Annotated in this window: 18 protein-coding genes and 1 pseudogene; 4 read left to right on the forward strand and 15 right to left on the reverse strand. The window is 50.8% G+C overall.

What is annotated here, in order from left to right:
• Nucleotides 1-11 precede the first annotated feature (11 nt).
• The 4 genes from ACJ8W9_RS11640 (at nucleotide 12) to nhaD (ending at nucleotide 6987) form a co-directional block, all read left to right on the forward strand.
• On the forward strand, nucleotides 12-2375 hold the full coding sequence (locus ACJ8W9_RS11640; protein ID WP_411361156.1) for a penicillin acylase family protein: 2364 nt from the start codon (nucleotides 12-14) through the stop codon (nucleotides 2373-2375).
• A 67-nt stretch (nucleotides 2376-2442) separates the two neighbouring features.
• Nucleotides 2443-4581 carry a diguanylate cyclase gene (locus ACJ8W9_RS11645; RefSeq protein WP_411360385.1) on the forward strand — a complete coding sequence of 713 codons (2139 nt, stop codon included), beginning with the start codon at nucleotides 2443-2445 and terminating at the stop codon, nucleotides 4579-4581.
• Nucleotides 4582-4596: 15 nt separating this feature from the next.
• Nucleotides 4597-5403, forward strand: coding sequence for an SDR family oxidoreductase (locus tag ACJ8W9_RS11650; protein ID WP_411361157.1), 807 nt, complete (start codon nucleotides 4597-4599; stop codon nucleotides 5401-5403).
• A 144-nt stretch (nucleotides 5404-5547) separates the two neighbouring features.
• Nucleotides 5548-6987, forward strand: a complete 1440-nt coding sequence (gene nhaD / locus ACJ8W9_RS11655; RefSeq protein ID WP_411360381.1) for a sodium:proton antiporter NhaD — start codon at nucleotides 5548-5550, stop codon at nucleotides 6985-6987.
• A 3-nt stretch (nucleotides 6988-6990) separates the two neighbouring features.
• On the opposite strand, the gene ACJ8W9_RS11660 is transcribed toward nhaD, so the two are convergent.
• The 15 genes and pseudogenes from ACJ8W9_RS11660 to ACJ8W9_RS11730 form a co-directional block, all read right to left on the reverse strand.
• Nucleotides 6991-7926, reverse strand: coding sequence for a LysR family transcriptional regulator (locus ACJ8W9_RS11660; protein WP_411360379.1), 936 nt, complete (start codon nucleotides 7924-7926; stop codon nucleotides 6991-6993).
• 86 nt (nucleotides 7927-8012) lie between these two features.
• Complete coding sequence (locus ACJ8W9_RS11665) at nucleotides 8013-11198, reverse strand: amidohydrolase family protein (RefSeq protein ID WP_411361158.1); 3186 nt, start codon at nucleotides 11196-11198, stop codon at nucleotides 8013-8015.
• A gap of 16 nt (nucleotides 11199-11214) precedes the next feature.
• Nucleotides 11215-11376 (reverse strand): YqaE/Pmp3 family membrane protein, encoded by a 162-nt coding sequence (locus ACJ8W9_RS11670; RefSeq protein ID WP_411360376.1) that lies wholly within the window; start codon nucleotides 11374-11376, stop codon nucleotides 11215-11217.
• Nucleotides 11377-11394: 18 nt separating this feature from the next.
• The gene (locus ACJ8W9_RS11675; protein WP_411361159.1) at nucleotides 11395-12930 is read right to left on the reverse strand and encodes a S10 family peptidase; all 1536 of its coding nucleotides are present in this window, start codon (nucleotides 12928-12930) and stop codon (nucleotides 11395-11397) included.
• A 97-nt stretch (nucleotides 12931-13027) separates the two neighbouring features.
• On the reverse strand, nucleotides 13028-14233 hold the full coding sequence (locus tag ACJ8W9_RS11680; RefSeq protein ID WP_411361160.1) for an NRAMP family divalent metal transporter: 1206 nt from the start codon (nucleotides 14231-14233) through the stop codon (nucleotides 13028-13030).
• Entirely contained in the window at nucleotides 14234-16273 is a 2040-nt protein-coding gene (locus tag ACJ8W9_RS11685) for a hypothetical protein (protein ID WP_411360371.1), read from the reverse strand.
• The gene (locus ACJ8W9_RS11690; protein WP_411361161.1) at nucleotides 16270-17004 is read right to left on the reverse strand and encodes a hypothetical protein; all 735 of its coding nucleotides are present in this window, start codon (nucleotides 17002-17004) and stop codon (nucleotides 16270-16272) included. Before ACJ8W9_RS11690 ends, ACJ8W9_RS11685 begins: the two co-directional genes overlap by 4 nt.
• Entirely contained in the window at nucleotides 17005-17436 is a 432-nt protein-coding gene (locus ACJ8W9_RS11695; protein WP_411361162.1) for a hypothetical protein, read from the reverse strand. It abuts the gene before it with no gap.
• Nucleotides 17423-17905, reverse strand: a complete 483-nt coding sequence (locus tag ACJ8W9_RS11700; RefSeq protein ID WP_411360366.1) for a Tfp pilus assembly protein FimT/FimU — start codon at nucleotides 17903-17905, stop codon at nucleotides 17423-17425. Before ACJ8W9_RS11700 ends, ACJ8W9_RS11695 begins: the two co-directional genes overlap by 14 nt.
• Complete coding sequence (locus ACJ8W9_RS11705) at nucleotides 17899-18345, reverse strand: type IV pilin protein (RefSeq protein WP_411360364.1); 447 nt, start codon at nucleotides 18343-18345, stop codon at nucleotides 17899-17901. The genes ACJ8W9_RS11700 and ACJ8W9_RS11705 overlap by 7 nt, the downstream gene beginning before the upstream one ends.
• A gap of 105 nt (nucleotides 18346-18450) precedes the next feature.
• The gene (locus tag ACJ8W9_RS11710; RefSeq protein ID WP_411361163.1) at nucleotides 18451-18585 is read right to left on the reverse strand and encodes a hypothetical protein; all 135 of its coding nucleotides are present in this window, start codon (nucleotides 18583-18585) and stop codon (nucleotides 18451-18453) included.
• Nucleotides 18586-18695: 110 nt separating this feature from the next.
• A pseudogene (locus ACJ8W9_RS11715) lies at nucleotides 18696-18815 on the reverse strand (GNAT family N-acetyltransferase); the annotation flags it as partial.
• Nucleotides 18816-18895: 80 nt separating this feature from the next.
• Nucleotides 18896-20140, reverse strand: a complete 1245-nt coding sequence (locus ACJ8W9_RS11720; RefSeq protein WP_411361164.1) for a type II toxin-antitoxin system HipA family toxin — start codon at nucleotides 20138-20140, stop codon at nucleotides 18896-18898.
• Nucleotides 20137-20397, reverse strand: a complete 261-nt coding sequence (locus ACJ8W9_RS11725; RefSeq protein WP_411361165.1) for a helix-turn-helix domain-containing protein — start codon at nucleotides 20395-20397, stop codon at nucleotides 20137-20139. The genes ACJ8W9_RS11720 and ACJ8W9_RS11725 overlap by 4 nt, the downstream gene beginning before the upstream one ends.
• A gap of 423 nt (nucleotides 20398-20820) precedes the next feature.
• On the reverse strand, nucleotides 20821-21234 hold the full coding sequence (locus tag ACJ8W9_RS11730) for a hypothetical protein (RefSeq protein ID WP_411361166.1): 414 nt from the start codon (nucleotides 21232-21234) through the stop codon (nucleotides 20821-20823).
• Nucleotides 21235-21314 lie beyond the last annotated feature (80 nt).

Below are 21314 nucleotides of genomic sequence, written 5' to 3' on the forward strand. Positions count from 1 at the left end.
AAAGGAAGCACATGCGCTATTTAAGTCTTGCATTACCGCTACTTGTGTTAGCGGGCTGTAACAACACGACCACCACTGCCGAGAATGACGACTATGAAGCGGTCATTCGCTATACCGAGTTCGGCGTACCGCATATCGAAGCAAAAGATTACGGCAGCTTAGGTTTTGGCGAGGGATACGCGGCAGCAACAGACCAAATTTGCACGATTTCCTATATGCGCATCGCCGCGCGTGGCGAGTTAGCCGAATATTTGGGTGAAGGTCCGCGCCAGCGCTTCGTTATCAATGATGCAGTGGTGCGTGGGCTCGGCATTCATGGCCGCGCCAGCAAGGCGTTTGCACAATTACGCCCAGAAGTGCAAGCGAACATGACGGGCTATGCCGCAGGTTTTAATCACTACTTGCAAGAGAATCCGGGCGCCGGCAGTTGGTGCCAAGGTGCTGAATGGGTGCAACCAGTGACCGCACAGGATATTTATGCTCGCGGCTATTACATTACCACCACCCTGCCCTATCTGGCGGCGGCCATTGCCAATGCCGCACCGCCCAATCAAGATGTCGCCCAACTCACTATTGACGATGATTTACTTGCACAAGCTGAAGCAGCTATCACGCGCAGTGATTTAGGTTCCAATGCCTGGGCGTTAGGCAACGAATTTACCGAGCACGACGGCGGTATTTTACTTGGTAATCCGCATTATCCGTGGTTTGGCAGTAATCGATTTTGGGAAAAACACTTAACCATTCCCGGTGAGCTGGATATTTACGGGGTGAGTTTGGTCGGCATTCCCGGTGTCGCCATTGGGTTTAATCAGCAGTTGGGTTGGTCGCATACCGTATCAGACAGTTATCGACTAGCCCTGTATCAGTTACAGCTCGATGCGCTCGACCCGACACTGTATCGTGTCGGCGACGCCACACGGCAGCTTGAGGCGCGCAAAGTAAGTCTGAAAATAAAAGGCGAGGATGGCGATTTAGTCAATCACGAGCACACCCTGTGGTGGAGTGAATATGGGCCGGTTGTGAGTATGCCGGGCTTGGCTTGGACGGCAACCACAGCTTTCGCGATTAATGATGTCAATTACGACAACTTTGCCATGCTAGAGCAGTGGTGGGATATGGGGCGTGCCGATTCCATCGATAGTTTTATTGCGGCCCATGAACGCTGGAATGCGATGCCTTGGGTGAATACCATCGCCACTGGACGCGAAGGCAAAGCTGTCTATCTTGATAACTCGACGGTCGGCCATTTAAGCACCGAAGCGCAGGCAGCTTGGCAGCAAATGTACCAACAAAGTCCGGAGGTTCAGCAACTCTACAACGAGCGCGGTTTGCTGCTATTGGATGGCAGTAATCCGGTCTTCAAATGGCAAGCCAGTGAGCACGTTAGGGTGCCCAACAGTGTGCCATTCGACGCGCGACCGCAACTGTTACGCGATGATTATGTGTTCAACGCCAACGATAGCTACTGGCTCGCCCATGCGAGCGAACGGCAGCCGCAACGCTCACCCGCTTATGGTCCTTATGAAGCTGAGGTCAGTCTGCGTACCCAACAAAATCTCGACTACTTGACCAACCCTGCGTTTCGCGGGGTTGACCAGCGCTTCGATTTAGCCGAGGTACAACAGGCGCTGTTTCATAATGCCACACGCGCCTACCATGCGTTTTATACCGATTTGACTAACTTGTGCGGGCAAAATACTAAGGTACCGAGCGAAGCTTGCGCTGCATTGGCACAGTTTACCGGCACCTTTGATTTGCGTAGCTCTGGTGCTGTCCTGTTTCGCGAGTGGCTGAGCGCTTACCTTGCCCGCACCACAGAAGCTAAGGTTGAGCCTTATAGCGTCGCCTTTGACAGTGAGGCACCGCTGTCAACACCGCACGGCATCGCCGACGATGACATCGCCATGCAGGCGTTAACCGATGCGGTGCAGTTACTGCAAGCCCAATCGATTGCGCTTGATGCTACGCTCGGCGAACAACAATTAGCGTACCGTGGCGAACAAGCTGTCGCCGTGCACGGTGGACGCCATCAAGATGGGGTGATCAACATGGTCGATATGCGTGGCAGTGACACCATTGGTCCCTATTTTGCTGGTGAACGCTTGAATCGCTGGTCATCACTAACCAACAAAGGCTACCCGATTACTGGCGGTAGCAGTTTTATTTTAGCGGTTGAATTCACGCCGCAGGGGCCGCGTGCCGAGGCTTTACTGAACTACGGCCAAAGCGAAGACCCACAAAGCCCAGCGTACGCCGAGCAAACCGAATTATTTGCGCAAAAGCAATGGCGCAACATCTTGTTTGCACGTGCTGATATCATCGAAGCGACCGAAAAAGAGCTGCGGCTTGTTGCTGAAAAATCTGCCAAGTAACGCATCGCTTTGTAGATAAATTGTGGTAATCTCGAGGAAAAATAAACGCTGCTAAAGAGATAGAGCCGTGAACGAAAGTATCGATACGAGTCCCTATGACAATCGCCTCACGAATTTCCTGTGGGGTGTGGGGTACGGCTCTGTAGCAGCGTTGTGTAATTACTTTCTCGCATTTGAGCTGTATGGCTCAGTAACGATTTTGATGGGGCAGCTGTTCGTCATGTTAGCCCTCTTCAGTCGTGGGCTATTTGCCGCGCTTATTAGCGTGCTGATTGCGTCTAGCGCCAGCTACCTATATACCGAGAACGTTTTCTTTCTGGTTACGATGACTGCTGAGGTCATCGCGATTTACCTGCTGTACAAACGTAATGTGCCTATTTTACTGGCTGATCTAATATACTGGGTCGCCTTTGGTGGGCCGATCACCTACCTGTATTTGCCGACGGTTATCGACGTTCCACAAGATTTTTTGATTTTGATATTAGCCAAGCTCTTGCTTAATGGCTTGCTCTACACCGCATTGGCGATCTTGGCCTATCAACTGATTCCGCGCAGCTGGCGAGTATCAGTTATGAAACAAGTGTCAGACACGCTAAGTGGGCGCATCTTCTATCTCAGTTTTCTTTGTATTATCGTCAGCTCGCTGTGCTTTTCGATGCTCTACACCCTGCGTTCAGCGCAGCAAACCGAGCGTCAAATTGTTGCGGACATCGGCTCAAAGGCCAACAGCCTTAGGCAGGTTACCGAAGATTTCGTTAACGATCATGTCACCGCTGTACAGAATCTGCGTAACTCAATGTTGCGCGTTGACAGTTATGCCGAACGCATCGCCTTACTGGAGGAAACTCAGCTCAGCTTTCCTTCGTTTACCACCATGCTGATCACCGATGATAAAGGCCATATTCTGCACGGTGTGCCGACCTCCCAATTTACTGCGATTCTGTCGCGCAATGAGGTCATTCCCAATGTCGATGACCGTAGCTATTTTCAAGTACCGAAAAATACTGGTGAAGGTTATGTATCCAGTGCGTTTCGCGGCCGTGGCTTCGGTACCATGCCGATTATCGCCATCAGCGAAGCGCTGTTAGTCGATGGTCAGTTCATTGGTATCGTTGAGGGCTCTCTCGATATTCCCGAATTACATAACCTAGTACGTCGCACTGACATTAATCCGAGATATCAGAATGTGGTGGTGACCGACAACGACGACCAAATTATTTTCGCGAGCGACAATCTAGACTTGCCTTCGTTGGCTACCTTCATTCCAGACAACCGCACCAACCTCTATACGCAAAACTTACCACTTACCCAATTAGACGAGCGTGATACCTTGTATACACAGCGTCTAAACAGTTTCGGTTGGAACATCTATGTCTTTTCAGACCCAAATCAGCTCACCGAGCTGTTCCTGGATAATCTGATCGATTTATTTATCTTCTTGCTGCTGATTACCGGATTGTTTGCCTTCGTAACACGGCGATTTGCGCAAGATATCAATCGCCCTCTCATTCACCTTGCTGAACACTTGCGAAGTAACACCGAACTGCCGTTGGTGGTCGAGCGCAATGACATGACGCGAGAAGTGAGTACCATTGCTGAAAACCTAATTGCGGCGCGTAAGCTTATGCTGAATTTCAACAAACAGCTGCAGCATCAGGTTGAAGAAAAAACCGCGGATCTCGAGAAACTCAATGCTAAGTTACAAAAGTTAGCGCGTGAAGACGGTCTCACCGAGTTGTTGAATCGCCGAACTTTCGATGACTTAGCCGAACAACGCTATCACGAAGCCATGGCAATGCGTCGACCGATAGCGCTGATCCTGATGGATATCGATTACTTCAAACGGATTAACGATACCATGGGGCATCCGATTGGCGATGAATGTATTCGGGCTGTGGGACATCTATTGCGCGAACATTTTGAACGTCGTGGCGATCTCGTCGGACGTTATGGTGGTGAGGAATTCGCAGTCTTTATGAGTGACTGTGAAGATGTGCGCAAAGTTGTCGAGGGCTTCCAACATGATCTCGCCACCCATTGCCAAGTCAACGGGCAAGTGATCCCAATGACCATGAGCATGGGTATTGTCGAAATACGTCGCGAATACAGTGGCAGTAGCTTCCGCCGCTTGGTCGCGCATGCTGACAAGTTACTTTATCAAAGCAAGGATGACGGCCGTAGCCGCATCTCCATGACCACGCTATAAACAGGATTTGAATTGATGCAACCACAACGAATTGTCATTACCGGTGGCGCCAGTGGGCTTGGTTTCGCGCTCGCGCAGTTGGCTGCCAAGGCTGGCTGGAAAGTTTGTATTGTCGACCGTGATACCGAACGTGGCGAAGCGGTAATAGGTAGTTTGCAACGCTGGCAACCCGCGAGTTTATTTATGCCCGCCGATGTGACGCGTATTAGTGATTTGGAAAATGTTGCCAAGCAACTCGATGAACAATGGCAAGGTGTCGATGTGGTCGTGAACAATGCTGGTGTCGCACAAGTCGGTAAGTTGAGCGATACCACACTTAACGATTGGCAGTGGATCATTGACATCAACTTGCTTGGCGTAGTGCGCGGTTGTAAGGCATTTTTGCCGCTGCTGCAGCGCCAGCAGAAAGGTCACATCATCAACGTAGCGTCAATGGCTGGCCTACTCGATGTGCCCAATATGAGTTCGTACAACGCCACCAAGGCGGCAGTCGTGAGCCTGTCAGAAACACTGCAAAACGAACTGGCCGCTGATAACATTCAGGTCTCGGTGGTGTGTCCCTCATTTTTCCGCACCAATCTCGGCGATAGCATGCGCTCAACCATCGATGGCATGGACAAAAATCTCGATAAGCTGATGGCAACAAGTAAGCTCAACGCTAACGATATCGCCAAGTCCATCATGCGCAGTATCGAACGTAAACAGTTTTATACACTCCCGCATAAACAAGCACGTATTGCTTGGTATTTAAAGCGCTTCTTGCCGCGCAATTGGTATCGCAGATTTTTGCACAAAAACATTAAAAAACACGATAAATCATAATGTTAAATTAATCTCTTACATACCTCCTAGGGACTAACTCTAAAGAACCAAAGCTATTTCTCAAGGACACAGGGAAAGGCTAGAAATTTGTGCTAGTATTCGCGCGAATTTCTCCCCAACCCTTTGTGTGCAAGGAATAGACACATGTGGAAGCTGCTTCTCGTTGCCCTTTCTGGCTTGTTTTTAAGCCCTGCTGCTTTTGCCGCCGCTGGCCCTCTTGATTTAACCACCGCCACGGTCGGTATCATCGCTATTATTATCTTTACCCTCGCCTACATGCTGGTGATGGCTGAAGAACGCCTACATATGCGCAAATCGAAACCGGTTTTGGTCGCCGCTGGTTTGATTTGGATCATGATTGGTTGGGTGTACGTTGACCAGGGTTTACCGGGGGTCGCGGAAGAAGCATTCCGTCACAACTTGCTCGAATTTGCGGAGTTAATGCTCTTCCTACTTGTAGCAATGACCTATATCAATGCCTTAGAAGAGCGTCGCCTATTTGATGCATTACGCGCTTGGATGGTGAAAAAAGGCTTCACTTATCGCCAGTTATTTTGGCTTTCTGGCTTTCTCGCCTTCTTTATTTCACCCGTAGCCGATAACTTGACCACTGCCTTATTGATGTGTGCGGTGGTGATGAAAGTTGCTGATGGCGATAAAAAGTTCATTGGCATGTCGTGTGTCAGTATCGTTATTGCAGCGAACGCCGGCGGTGCCTTCAGCCCATTTGGTGACATCACTACGCTGATGGTGTGGCAGGCCGGTATGGTTGAATTCCAAGAGTTCTTCGTGCTGTTTATTCCGTCGCTGGTAAATTACCTGATCCCTGCAGTGATCATGAATTTCTTTATTGAGAATAAAAAGCCTGCAGCGGTGTATGAAGAAGTTGAACTGAAACGCGGTGCGCTGCGCATCACCACGCTGTTCTTACTGACCATTGCGACTGCGGTTGCCTGCCATATGTTCCTGCACTTACCGCCGGTGCTGGGCATGATGATGGGTCTGGGTTACCTACAGTTCTTTGGTTACTTCTTGCGCATGACCTTACCTGGCTCGCTGGCACGCAAACGCGCAATGGCAGAACGTGCCGGTGACATGGAACGCCTCAAACGCCTGGGTAGCGTAGTGCCGTTTGACGTGTTTAGCCGGGTGCAACGCGCCGAATGGGACACCTTGTTGTTCTTTTACGGTATCGTCATCTGTGTCGGTGGTCTTGGCTTTATGGGCTATCTGCACCTGCTGTCTGACACCCTTTACAACCAATGGTCACCAACCTTTGCCAACGTCAGTTTGGGACTCATGTCAGCAGTGATTGATAACATTCCGGTGATGTTTGCAGTGTTGTCGATGCAACCTGATATGTCCCATGGACAATGGTTGCTGATTACCTTAACTGCTGGTACCGGTGGTAGCTTGTTGTCGATTGGCTCGGCGGCGGGCGTTGCCCTTATGGGTCAAGCGCGTGGTTACTACACCTTTGCCAGTCACTTGAAATGGGCGCCCGCCATCGCGGTGGGCTATGCGGCCAGTATTGTCGTGCACATTTGGTTGAACAGCCACTTGTTTGAGGTGTTCAACCACTAAGCGTTATGGATGTTCCGCGGTTTCGGCAACCAATTGTCGGAACCAGCGGTGTCCAGCATCATGCTGCAGTAATGGGCTCCAAATCATGGTCAGATCCAGCTGCTCGATGGCAAACGGCGGTGCTTTTAACACCAACTGATCGTCACCTTCATAAAGTTTGGCCGCCCGCGTGGGCAACGTTGCAATGAGCCCTTGGCGCGCCAAATGCATGGCAACATGGTAGTTGCGGGTAAATACGCGAATATCGCGCTTGTGGCCAAGCTTACCGAGCGCTTCGTCGACCCAACCAAGCTTTTGTACATCGTGAGGGTCCATGCCCACGCCTACGCCAAAACCAGTTTTACTGACCCACACATGCTCAGCTTTGAGGTAATTCGCTAAGGTGTAATCCTGCAACAACGGGTGGTCACGGCGCATCAAGCAAGAGAAATCATCTTCCCAAAGCGCTTTTTGATGAAACGACTGCGGTAGCTTCTCGAAGCGGTTGATGGCCAAATCCACCTTGCCGTTTTCAACGTCGTGAAAGCTGATGTCACTTGGCGTCATGATGTCTAGCGTCACCTTTGGCGCTTGCGCTTGCAGGCTTGGTAACAGGCGTGGCATCAGCGTTGATGCAGCATAGTCTGACGCCATAATACGAAACACACGGTCAGTCGTTGCGGGATCAAACTCACGTGCCGGTTGCACCATTTCTTCGACTGAATAAAGGATTTGTCGTACCGGTTCTTGCATACGCTTAGCGGTTTCAGTTGGAATCATGCCTTCGCTGGTACGAACCAAAATCGGGTCGTTCAACAAGCTACGTAAGCGCTTCAAGCCATTGCTCATGGCCGGCTGGGTAATGTTCAATTGCGCCGCAGCTTTGGTGACATTGCGCTCACGTAATAACACGTCGAGATAAACAAGAAGGTTTAAATCAATATCTTTGATGTTATTCATAGAAAAAATAAATCCCGCTATACGAATATAGCGGGATTATAGCGAGCTTCTGTAAAACTTGCAGCCGTAATTGCTACGACCTTAGTCTATTCCCAGAAGAAGGTTGGCCGTTCAACTTGCTCCGGTACCAACTGATCCATAGTTTCGGCGTTGTAGAGACGGCCGTTCACCATGGTGTGGGTAACCCGATCCGTAACGCGAATATCCGCCAACGGGTCACCGTCAATCACAATAATGTCAGCCAACTTACCAGCCTCAAGCGACCCCAGTGCATGGTCCATGCCGAACTCTTTGGCTGGATTAATAGTTGCGGTCGCCAGTGCTTCCAGTGGCGTCATACCACCTTGCGCCATCATCCAGATCTCCCAGTGCTGCGCTAAGCCTTCACGTTGACCGTGCGCCCCAGCCACCACATGGACACCAGCATCGGTCAGACGCTTCGCGACCGAGGCGTTATTAATGTGGTTGTAGTGGTTGTGCGGTGCTTTTTCACGACGCATTGCCTTACCGACTAAGGCGTCTTGCGGCACAAACTTGCTCAGTTTTGGATGTTGCCACACGTCAGTTTCAGCGTACCAATAGTTCTCACCCCAGATACCACCATAAGCGACACCTAGCGTCGGCGTGTAGTACACGTCGGTTTGCTGCCAGAACTGCTCGATATCGTTGTAGATTTCCGCTACTGGAATCGAGTGCTCAACGGTGGTGTGACCGTCGGCAATCATGGTCAAGTTGTGCTGCAATAGTGAACCACCTTCCGGCACCACCATCATTTCCAGTTCACGACCTGCTTGGATGACTTGCTGACGCTGGTTACGACGCGGTTGGTTATAGCTCTTCACCGAGAACGCACCCACTTTCTTCAAGCGCTCCAAGTGGAACTTGGCATCGTCCAGGTTATCAATGTGCGAGGTGTAGCCCGGACCGTTGGCACCGTACAAAATGGTACCGGTCGAGAAGGTCCGTGGTGCATCGATCAAGCCGGCCTTTTGCATTTCGCTGGCAGTGAAGATCTCGCTGGTATCGTTTGACGGATCATGAAGCGAAGTCACGCCAAACGCGAGGTTGGCATAGGCTTTCCAGTTATGCTCTGGGATGATCTCGTACTCACCGGCAGGCCCATGCGCGTGCCCGTCAAACAGACCTGGCATCACGGTTTTACCACTGGCATCAACCACATAGGCGCCGTCTGGCACGCTCACTTCGTCAGCGCTACCGACCGCAACAATGGTATTGCCCTCGACCACCACAACACCGTCTTCAATCACTTCGTCGCCGTTCATGGTAATAAGTTTACCGCCGACAAAAGCAACGGTTTGCTGGTGATTCGCGACATCGGCATCAAAGCTGATATCCAGCCCGCTGTCGACTTTGGCAAAGGCTTCATCGCCCTTATCAATCGCAAACAAACCTGCGACCGATGCATGATAAAGTTCTGGACCGAGCGACCAATAAAGGTTCTTACCATCCGCTGTCCACGAAATATTTTCACCGGCGCGCACTGACAATTGCTCGACTGGGAACTGCTTATCACTGGGGCTGATGTTAATCGCCGCACCGCGCTCCACCAACGGAGTCACAAACACTTTGAAGCGCTCAGCAAAGGCTAAGTGCTTACCATCAGGCGACACCCGATACTCGGTGGCGTGTTCTGACGTGTACAGCGTGCGCTGCTCTTTGGTGGTCAAATCAACCGACAACAACTGTTGCGAGCCACGCGAATCCATCAAGTACACCCGATCGTTACGCGCGCCAAATTGCGGTTGATAGCCATTTTCGCTAATCAAACGTGGTTCGGCACCATCGCTCAAGCTCAAGTGATACACACCTGGATTCAGACCATAGGTATCTGGCGTAATGTAACCACCACGCACCTTGCGATACACCACTGACTTGCCATCTGGGCTAAAGACCGGCTCAATAAACTTACCTTTGCCAGTTGGCAACACGCGCTCGCTACCATTGCGCAAATCACGGACAATCAACTGACCTTGCTCGACGTCATCCCAAGTCACGTACGCGAGGTAACGACCATCACGAGAATAGGTCGCGTAGAGCTCCCAGGCGCCGTCACGTTCGGTTAAACGCTCCGGGGTACCATTCGGTAGACCGCGCTGATAAAGCTTACCGAGCGCTTCGTAGACCACTTGCTCGCCATCCGGCGCTACTTGCACGCCACGCAACATACGTACCTTGAATTGCTCGGCTTCAATGTTTTGTTTGAAGTGCAACGCAGTTTGTACTTTCTTAGTAGTTTCAACGCTAAACGGCACCACGCGTACTTCCCGCGAAGCAACGTCCAGCTTCATGATTTTACCGTCAGCCCAGAACACCATTTGCTTGCTATCAGGGGTCCAATCCATAGTCGGATAAACGCCATGAATCGCCCAGGTTTCCTGCATGTCGCGATCGAGCTTGCTGTACAAGCGAGTCTGCTCACCTGAGGTCAAATCATAGAGGTACAACACACTGTTGAAGTCTTCACGCTTGATATAGGCCAAGTATTTACCATCAGGTGATGGCGTTGGGCGAATTGCACCGCCTGCACCACCCAAGATCACGTCGATATCACCGGTTTCACGGTCATAACGTTTGATGGTGTAGATGCCTTCCAGTGAATCTTTGCTGTAGTGGAAGGTTTTGCCCGGCGTGTCATCTTGTGAGAAATAGATATAACGGCCGTCTGGCGAAAATGCTGGCTCACCCAAATCTTTTTGGTCGTTCGGGCGCGCAGTCAACTGCACACCAGTACCGCCGTTGACATGATACATCCACACTTCACCGGCGCCGAGTGAACGCTGTGCAGTGTAGTGCTTACGTGCTACCAAGAACTGGCCGTCGGGGCTCCACGCGGGGCTGTTCAACAAACGGAAGGTTTCATTGGTCACCGCACGTTTGTTGGAACCGTCGGCTTCCATCACCCAAATATTGTCACCACCATCCACGTCTGAGGTGTAAGCGATATACTTGCCGTCGGGTGAGAATACCGGCTGCATTTGCCAAGCGATACCGCCAGCAATCAGTTCGGCGTCGCCACCACTGGCGGGCATACGGTAAATGTCACCGAGCAAATCAAACACGATTGTCTTGCCGTCAGGACTCAAATCGACGTTCATCCAAGTGCCTTCGTTGACCTTGATTTGAATGTCTTTGAATTCACCTTGTGGGTCTTGTACGTCCCATTTGACGTCGTCTTGTGCCGCGTCTTGAGCATAAACAGGTAACGCAAGGGCGACGCTGACCGCGAGGGCCAGCGTTGAGAGATGTTTCATAATCACACCTTAGTTATTATTTTTTAGCGATAACCCAGACTGCATGCACAATGCCCGGAATATAGCCGAGAATCGTGAGGATGATATTGATCCAGAAATGCTTACCAATACCCACCTGTAAAAACACACCAAGCGGCGGCAATAAAATCGCGATGATAATACGAATTAAATCAGCCATGGGTTATCTCCTTGTTGTTTAGTATTTCGCAGCTTCACCTTCAGCTGGAATAGTTGCCTTGATGAACTCGCGCAGATCGTCATTGGCTAATTTCAGATCTTCTGCGCGCAAATACATCATGTGACCACTACGATAGCCTTTAAAATCGATGCGGTCAGCCATTTTTCTGCTCGGATCAATATGCCAGCCGGTGTATTTGGCGTCAAAGTAGTTGGTGGCACCGTCGTAATAACCTGACTGAATAATGACATTCAAGTACGGGTTTTGCGCCATGGCTTGGCGTAAATTCTCACCGGTGTTGTCACCACTGCGGTCCCACGGATGTACTGGGCCAAACATGTTGTATTTAACGTCGGTTTTGTAACCTAGCTCTTCACGCAAGTAGTAGTTAATCGCCGGCGTGAACGAGTGCAACCACGAGGTTAGCTCAGAGTTGTAATCAGGACTGTCACCTACGTCGTTACGGTCAATACCCAGATAACGTGAATCCAAACGACCTACGGTTTGGCCGCGGTCGCGTAACAGCTCTTTCCAGAAGAACGACGTGCTGATATCAAGGTTCGAGCGCTGTACTACCTGCTCTGAAAGTCCAGAATAACGTGCAACTTGCGCTGCTACTTGGTCACGCTCGTTGGCTGGCAACATTGCACCTTTGGCCAGCGCAGGAAGATAGGTATCCAGCGTATAGGCTTCTACTTCTTCGAGTACATCGAGTAAGTCTTTTTCTTGCAAATCAGCAGGCAGTGCGTCGTGATACCAAGCTGCCGCCGCAAAGTACGGTAAACGGTTAGCGGCTTTCACTGGACCTTGGCGGTCGATACCGATGTCCGTTGGCGAGACCAAGATCACACCGTTCAGGTACATCCACTGGCGGTTCTGTAGCTCCAGCGCTAGGCCCGAAACTCGCGTGGTGCCGTAGCTTTCACCAATCAGGTACTTCGGTGAACGCCAGCGCTCGTGGCGAGTGACAAAGGTATTGACCCAATCCGCCAGGTATTTCACGTCTGCATTGACGCCAAAGAACATTTTTTGCTGTTGATCACGCGATGGCATTTCGCCTTTGTCGTTTGGCAGTACACGTGAGTAGCCGGTGTTCACTGGGTTCACAAAGACGATATCTGCAACATCGAGAATCGAATGCGGGTTGTCTTTCACGCCGTAAGGCATGATTGGAAAGCCTTCGTCATCGACGCGCAGGGATTTCGGGCCTGTGTACGCAATGTGCATCCACACCGATGCCGAACCCGGACCACCGTTAAATGAAATCACCAACGGACGATTTTCACGGTTTTTTACGTCTTTACGTTCGTAGTAAGTGAAAAACAGCGATGCAGTGGCCTCGCCTGCTTCGTTAAAAACTGGCTGTGTGCCCGTGGTTGCGGTGTATTCGAAACGCTCGCCATTAATGGTGGCGCGGTGCTCGGTCACCACCACATCGTCAGCGGCAATTTTCGCCGTTGGCAGTGCATGGTCATCCAGCGCGAAGCTTGCTGGTGCGATAAGCAGCGCGGCAGCAACACAAGTTGCGCCAAGTGCTTGGGAAAAGATGTTCATTGGATCTCACCTCATTGTTTTTAGTGTGCTTCCATTTAAGGGGAAGTCAGCACAAAGAACAAGCACAGTGAGATCAACGTCATGGAATTGCAGATAATCAGCGCGTCGCTAACCAATACAGATAGACCAAGGTGAAGCCAGCAAGGTAAAGCAAGCCTAGCCAGGCCCATGCGTGCAATGCTTTACTGAGGTTCTGACGGCGCACCAGCATGTAGTTGAGCCAGGCGAAGAACGGCGTCGTGACAAAGGCCAACGTCATGGCGAAACTCAGCATCGGGCCAAGCGCAGATTGAAAGTAAAGAATCACTAACATGCCAGCAATCGACTGGCCGATGACCCACCAACGTAAACTGGTTTTACGCTTTGCCAAAATGCGATGGCTTTCGCGCAAGGTGCGGGCATAGCCATCGAGCACCGCCAAGGTGGTGCCAAACATACATAAGAAGGCGATAGCACCAACCAAATACTGTGACCACTCGCCGATAGTGGCGGCGTACATCGACACAAACTGCTCGGCAAAACGTGTGCCGGCCATAGCTATCGGTTGCGGCGCACCAAATTGCACCAGTGCGCCGAGCGCTAAAAACAATAGCGCCAGCACCGCCGTCGACCAATAACCCAAATTGAAATCAAACAAGCCGTCGCGCAGTGTTAGCGCGGTGAGTTTTTGTTTACTGCGCAGCCACAGCGAGTTAATCGCGGAAAGCTCAATCGGTACCGGCATCCAGCCCATCATGGCCACCAAAAACGCCAACGACGCCAACTGCCATGGTGAAGGAGGCACGAAATCCGCAGGGGGCGGCACGTGGGTTTGCCACGCAATGATCACAGCAACCACGGTAGCGAGCGAGAGGCTCACCATGATCCATTTCGAGATCGCATCTAAGCTGCGATATTGCCCGCCGAGCAACACCAACAAACAGGCGAACAGAATCAGCCAACACAACAGCGCCAAACTCAGTTGCGGCACAAACAGTTGCAACAGGCTTGCAGTAAGCAATAGCACCCCAGCGGTATTCACTACCGCGGCAATCAGATTGAGCAGCGTGAACGCCCACAAATACAGCTTGTGCTTACGATAGTAACCACTTACTAAGCTTTCATTATGGGTGAGCGTGTAGGTCACGCCGAAGCGAAAAAACGGATACTTGAGCACATTGACCAGCAGGATCACCCACCACAGTTGCCAACCAAATAAGGCACCAGCTTGGGTAGAAGCAACGAGATGCGATGCACCGACCGCTGCTGCTGCAAGTATAATTCCGGGACCAAGCGTTTGTAATCGGGTACTGCTAGATGTCACTTAGAGATACCTTGACCAAAGGAGCACGACGCGATCAAGCACTGCGCCGCCGGTTGAACCGCCACCACCGTTGCCATTGCCGGGTCCAACACCGCCGCCGAACGGATCAAAGGTAGGAGGTAAACCTTCAACATCAATAGTGGTACTGCCGCCCATGCGGTTTTGCGTTTCGGCGCCTTGTGCCAGAGCACTGATAAAGCCGTAAATGGTGGAGCTACCGGCACTATTGAATTCGTTACCAGCCAGTACATTACCAAAATTTTCGGTCGATGCACCAAAATCTATATCACCACCGTTGTAATTGCCGCTCACTTCACTGCCGACCATATAGGTGTAATTACCAATACCGTTCGATGCTTCCGCATCAAAGCTGCCATCGGACTTGCAGAACTGGGTTGGATGATGCGAAACATAGGCGTTAGCACAAATGCCACGCGGCGCATAAGTGACGTTGTCGATTTCGCCATCGTAGCCGGCGTAGTTCGGTGCATAGTTTTTATGCTGACCCGCGGTTTGTACATTGCCGGTGATGATGAAAGTATTAAAGTAAGTACCGTTGCCAATCTTCAGGTTACCTTCAATCATGACCACACCGGGTGCCATGCCGCGACCACCAATATCTAAGCGCTGTTGCTGACGGTTATAGCTGAAACAGCCATTCCAGTCAGAGTAACCGACACAGAACGGGTAGGAATCGCCTTTACAGTTGCCCTGTACACACAAGCGGTCGCGTTTGGGTCCGTTGACACTGGTATTGTCGCCTAAGTAGTAAAGACCATCGGGAATACCGCTGACGTTCTTCACTTCAACCCGCAGTTGATTGTTCAAATAGCGGAAGATGTAGTTGGCTTCGGACTCATATTGATAGGCGTTAAAAGCACCCGTTTCGATGATAATGGGGTCTAGTGGCTCAACACCAATGTCGAGCCCCGGTTGAATGTTGATGCGGGCGTCGTTGGCAGGATTACCACCGTTGTGGAAAGTGCCACCGATCGAGCCTTGTACGTTGCCGCCCCAATTGGTGGTGACCAAATCGCCCTCGGCTTGCAAGCTACCAATAGTGCCGGAATTCAACTTGACGCTGGCGCCAGCTTTGACCGACTGCGCTGAGGAGTTACCCATTAAATCAACCGCGTATTTATCGCCTTGATAGTCCACGTTGATAGGAGAGCACAGTAAGGTGTGCAGCAAATTGTCGCTTTCGCCTAACGCCGTGATAGCACCATATTGTACGCCGCCACTCCCAGTTACGCTGCCATTGGCTTTGACTTCGCCATTGGCCGAGGCGCCACCCGTTAAGCAGATATCGCCAAGCGCCGAAAGATTTTGCTCACCCGAAACACTACCGGTCAGTTTGATGTCGCCATTGGCATTAAGCTTATTGAATCGCGAGCCACTACCAATCTCGATCGAGCCGTCGGCATTAATGGTATCGATACCGCTAATACTGTTGCCGCGCGTGGTAAGGTCGCCGCGCACGTTGATCACATAAGGCTCATCTTCTGGGGCGATAACGTCGATATTGCCGCGCAATTCTAGATTACGATTGAAATTGATCACCGCAGGTAACGCCGGCGCGCCGCCCGGTGTGCCGCCAACACTGGCCAACAAATAAACTAAGCGCAAAGTGGAAGTTGCTTGGGCAGGACCACCCGCGCCTGAAGTTGCTACCACATCAATGGTGACAAAGTGTTCATCGACGGCGGGATCAGGCGTTGCTACGGCGCGAATGAAGGCAGCCGGATCGCCATTGAGAATATCGCCCTCTGAGGCGTTGGTGGTGCTAATCGCATTCAGTAAATCGGTTTCGATAGCATCCCACGTAGCACCTTCGGTGACCGCTACCTGTTGAAAATAACGATAGAGTAATTCAGCGCCGCGCCAGGCTTTCATTTGCGCTTGGCTTTGCGCATGCAGCGCGGTCGCTTTGTCTTGTGCCGTTGAAATTTGCCGTAAGCCAATCATGACCGAGGCCACCACAGCTAGCCCCACCAGCAAGAGGATAAGTACCGTTGCGGCACCCTGTTGACGTTGCATCATAGCACTCCCTCCGGCACCAAATTCACCAAACACGTGGTGGTTGATACGGTTTGTGGGGTTCCACCTACCAGCCGTTGGTAACCGACTTCAACGGCACGACGCCCCAACACGCCCTGTACCGACGCGTTATCGCTCATGCCAAAGGGCGAGCAAGGCGGATCGCGATCTTCGAGGTTGACAAAAAAGTTATTAATTTCGGCGTCTTCACCGTCTAAATTGGTTAACTGTGACGGCGATGCCAGTGGCACTTGCAGCCACGGAATACTTGGCCAACTAACGCGCCGCGCGGTGCTACATGAACTATTGCTAACCAGCTGCACCACACCCACGTCGGCGCTTACGTAAAGGCCTTCGCAGCGAAAGTTGTCCACTTCAAAATCGTTGTTGGTGTCAACACCATAGCGCCACACCAAAGCAATGCCGGCGCCGCCGGTCACTAAGCGGCCGGAGCCATTAAACTGCGCCGCCGAGAAATCAATCGCCATGTCCGGATTGTCGAGCAAGTCGTCGACGGGCATGCCGTAACCTGCACCCTGTAGGCTTAAATGAGAGGTCAGCAGCGTTGATAAGCTCTCGCTTTGTAAGCGCGCGCTCTCAGCCGATTTCATCATAGTGCGGACACTGGTTTGGTACACCGTCATCATCGCGACCACCACAATAGAGGCGATCAGCAAGCCGATGAGCAAACTTATAAGTGAAACCCCTGACTGTCGCTGCTGCTGATTCATCATTTAATTCTCCGCAAACAGGACGCTGCCATTACCACCGAACAAACTCTCGGTAGTGTTATTTTCGGCAGTCGCTAAGCTTAATTCGTGCGTTTCGAGGGTACGTTCGAGTCCCGGCAAATCCACCGTGACATCGCTGGTCGTGCAGCTCACTTCGACGTTCACGTTGTTCGGCAAGCTGGTCAGCGCGGCCGCTGCTTCACCATCAACACAGATGTCGTAAATGCCTTGCTGTTGTAAATTCTCGCGCACTTCCTGTAGCGCTAAACTCTGCACCACAGTGTAGCGATGGCTGACAATGCCGCGCGACAACACGTACGCCAGCCCCAGAAACAAAATTGCCAGTAATAGCGCCGCGATAAGCGACTCAATCAGGGTCAAGCCCTCTTGAATGCGCGCCGCTGGCGTTTTCGGCATGGGTTTAATAGAGGACATTGTTGGCATCATTATCTGTCACTCCACCACGTGAAACCGCGTATGCGTAGGAACGCACACGACCAAAACCATCGAGTAAACGCCCTTGATTACTAACATCAAGAGTTGAAATAGAATTGCCAGCTAAGGTAATGCTGACGCCATCGGGAATTTCTTCGCGCCATACCATGGCACTGCCACCGTCGCTGCACACACTCAAGCTAGGATCGCCACTGCAAACTAGCAATAACGCGCCAACGCGCTTAATACCCGCCGCCGGTTCACTACCAATCACGCCTTCAGGATTACGTAGTGCCGTGGCTTGCGCCTTACTCACCACGCGTTTCACGATCGAGGTGCCCTCGGCCACCCGCGATTCGTCAATCCACGTCGACGTAAAGGGCACCGCTACCAAGCCCAGCAATGCAATAATCGCCAGCACAACGAGGATTTCGACCAGTGACAGGCCTTGTTGGCGCGTTCTTACCATTCGTCCATACCTCCGCACTCGCCATCGATAGTCCGCGTGTTATCGTCTTGCAGCGTCAACACACAGCCATCTAAGCGGTCGCTGCCCGTTGCCGTCAGCGTGTAGCCCGTTGTCGTCGAAGTCATGGTGTAGGAAAAGTAGTCATTCTCGGCCGGCGCCCAGCCATTCACCTCAGCGACAGTTTCGCTGGTGCTATCTGTAGTCACCGTAGGATAAGTCAGCTCACGCTGAAAACGATTCGACAACGCTAAACTCAGCGTCACCAAATCGGAGCTCGCCGTGCTCACATAGCTGCGCTCAACGTAATCGTTGTAATTAGGTACCGCCACCGCCGCCAAAATAGCGACAATGACCAACACAATCATCAGTTCAACTAGCGTGAAACCGCGGCGTAAGCGCAAAATGACCTCCGGCAGGTCAGTTGTTAAGGTATTACTCAAAGATAAGAATCGTTCTTATTTGTTACAATAATTGTCGAGATGTAACACATTGTCAATATAACGATGCTCACAGTGCTGTAAGATAATGTTTCGGTGGGGTGTAGCCTACGAGAATAGTTGGCTCACCAAGTTCGACATGTTTTCTTTTTGATAGTCTTCCATGGACGCATAGAATGCCGCGCCGCCAATGATAATAATTAAAGCTGAGTACGCCGCTAGCTTTTTAGTGTTCGCTTTCATATAAGTTCCTTGATATGGATATTGACGGACCGAGCACGGAGGTAATTTGTTGACCTTTGCGGACGTGCGAAGGTTCAACGGGGTGTGGCTGTTTTTGAGTTTTTATCTTACACGTAGACCTCGGAAGCCGGGATATAGATATCACGCATGTTCGCAACTTGAGATTCCCAGAACGCAGCCGAGACGAAATCGTGGGCTTTTATAGAAGCTTTGAACCAGATTTCGGGCACTGAGTCTAGGTCGTTGGGGTTGGATAATTTTCATCCACAGTGTGCCAACCCTGTGCGTTTGAAAGCTAGCCTGCTACCCATTACTCATACTTTTTAATGCGATCATGGCGGTACTTCGACGTGCCGGATGATGAGGTCATGACCTGCGCAACGGACCGCTCAATGGATTCCTTTAGTCCATCAAATAACGCTACCTCATTAGATTGTTTGAGGTAGTCCAAAATCCCATCACTTAGCTGCTCAATAATTTCTTTGGCCTTGCGGATTCGATACTGTTTACCCTCGGCTAGGCGCAATAGCGTTGTGACATCGGGAAATGTTTTACTACCCGCTAATTTCAGCGCCATCTTGTTGTCGATGGTGTCGTAAATGATGATGTGAGTGATATCGAACGGGGGCGATACATGAATAGCACTCATGTCCGGCGCGTATTGCAGTGCGAAGTTCTTTAGGTGCGCATCGCCATTGCCAATTAAACAGTTGAACACAATGTAACGGTAGATTTTTTCCACTTCTGCTTGGTTGTTCGTGTACAGGTGCGTTGCATACAAAAGTGCCTCATAGCTGCCAGAATACTTTGCATCTGGATCATTTGGCTTTTTCATCAAGGTAGTGAAGTCTTCATAACCGAGCCGAATACCTTCATCGGAGATGTCGAATCGCTCGACCACGTAAGTTTCTAAGTTTTCTGGCAAATAGGCTTTCGGAGGAGCTAGTCCACACCAACGAGCCGCTTCCATACAAACAAATTCATTCACGGTAAGCAGCGGAAATTTGGCATCAAAGGTTTTAACAATTAGGTCTCGGTGTTCTACGGTGCGCTCGGTTGAAATTCTTGTGCTGCGAGGCACGCTAACTTTTGGTTGCACGCCAGCCAAAGAGTTGCGTAGATAGTATTTTTCCAGCAGCTGCGGGAATAAGGGGTCCGGACTGCGGTAGGTCAGAATATCGTTAAGTGCGACAGGCTCGGCCTCAGGCAGATGAATATCGCTTTGGTAAGACAGCATACCGATACCCTGACTTCCTTGCAGAGCCAATAGGTACATATCGTTTACTTTGGCATACCTTGCTAATTTCTCGGCAATAAAATGACGATTAAAGCCCTCGGGCAAGTTCTGTGAGAATATTGGGTGCAGCGCGCCTGAGGAGTATCCATCCATGCCCTTTTGGGTCATGGTCAGCGACACATGTCTTGCGTCCTGATTCGGCTGAAAATGATGCACCGACCCGTGCGTAAGCAGCCCCACCTCGGCATCATCAATACATACGGTAATCGTATTGATCCTGGCAGGTAAAACTGACTTGGACTTTTCAGCACCGGTCATGCATCGTCCTCGGCGAAAAGCTCACTAATTTCATCCCAATCAGGCAAACGATGTTGCTTGCGCGAAACATTAAATTGCAACTCAACGGCGTCAAGCAGACGCTCGAAGATGTCAAAAGAGCCAGTAAAACGGCCATTTTCTATTTCGGAAATCGTTGATTTATGAATACCGGTGATTTCTGATAACCTCAGTTGTGTGTAACCAAGCGCTTTTCTATTTGCGCGTATTGCGTTACCAATTTCGATTCGAGTCGCCATTTTGCCCCCAACGTTCGCTAATTAGTGAACATTTTAGCTTACTATTAATTATTTTGCTATATAGCGAACTTATTGCCGCTGTCATTCTCCCGAAAAATCGGCGAATTCATGAGGTCTCTGTACTCTTTTTATCAGGAACAGCCACCGGCAGCGCGATAGTTTCTCAGCGCGAACCTATCGCGTCGCATGCTCCGTTTTTGTTGTAGGTAAATCGAGATCTATCTTAGCGTGCTGGAGGGGGGAGAAAGTATCTTTTGATTGTCTTGGGATAGGTTTTGGTCTTGGCAGATCGGTGGGCCGCTTTGTGCCAACAGCGGACGTTTACAACGCAAAGCACACGGGTGACGACCGCGCAGCGGTTGACATCCCAGCGGCCGCAGGCCGCGAGTGCTGCGCCTTGTTATACGTGCTTTAGCTAAAATATCATTTAGCCACATAGTGACAGCCCCATTTTCGCGCCGAGGCTAGTGCAAACCCAAAACTGACTATTGAAAATACGGCTTGGTAATACATATGTTTTTCTGGCTGAAAAAGTACGGCATTTGCTATAGACACAAGAAAACCGAACGCTGATACAAACCATAAAAACTTAATAGCCTGATCATAATGCCCATTCGATACGATACCACTATGCTGCTGAAAGCTTAAAACGAACGAAGTCAGCTTGTAAGTTAACCATACAAAGAATAATGACATTATTGATATGAAAATTGCACCTGACACTTCGTGGAACAGTACGCCCCAAATTAGAGCGATTGAAGACCAGACAACCGGAAATAGAAATCCAATATTATCGGTTTTAACCAAGTAATTTGGCTTAATTGAAAGTTGCTCCAACTCAGTACTCCGAAAACGTATAACGCTGAAATAAGCGGCGGCCCGACAGGGGCGTCCGGTGGAGGCCGCAGGCCGGAACG

It is taken from the genome of Pseudidiomarina salilacus (genome assembly GCF_047323925.1).
Taxonomy (GTDB): domain Bacteria; phylum Pseudomonadota; class Gammaproteobacteria; order Enterobacterales; family Alteromonadaceae; genus Pseudidiomarina; species Pseudidiomarina salilacus.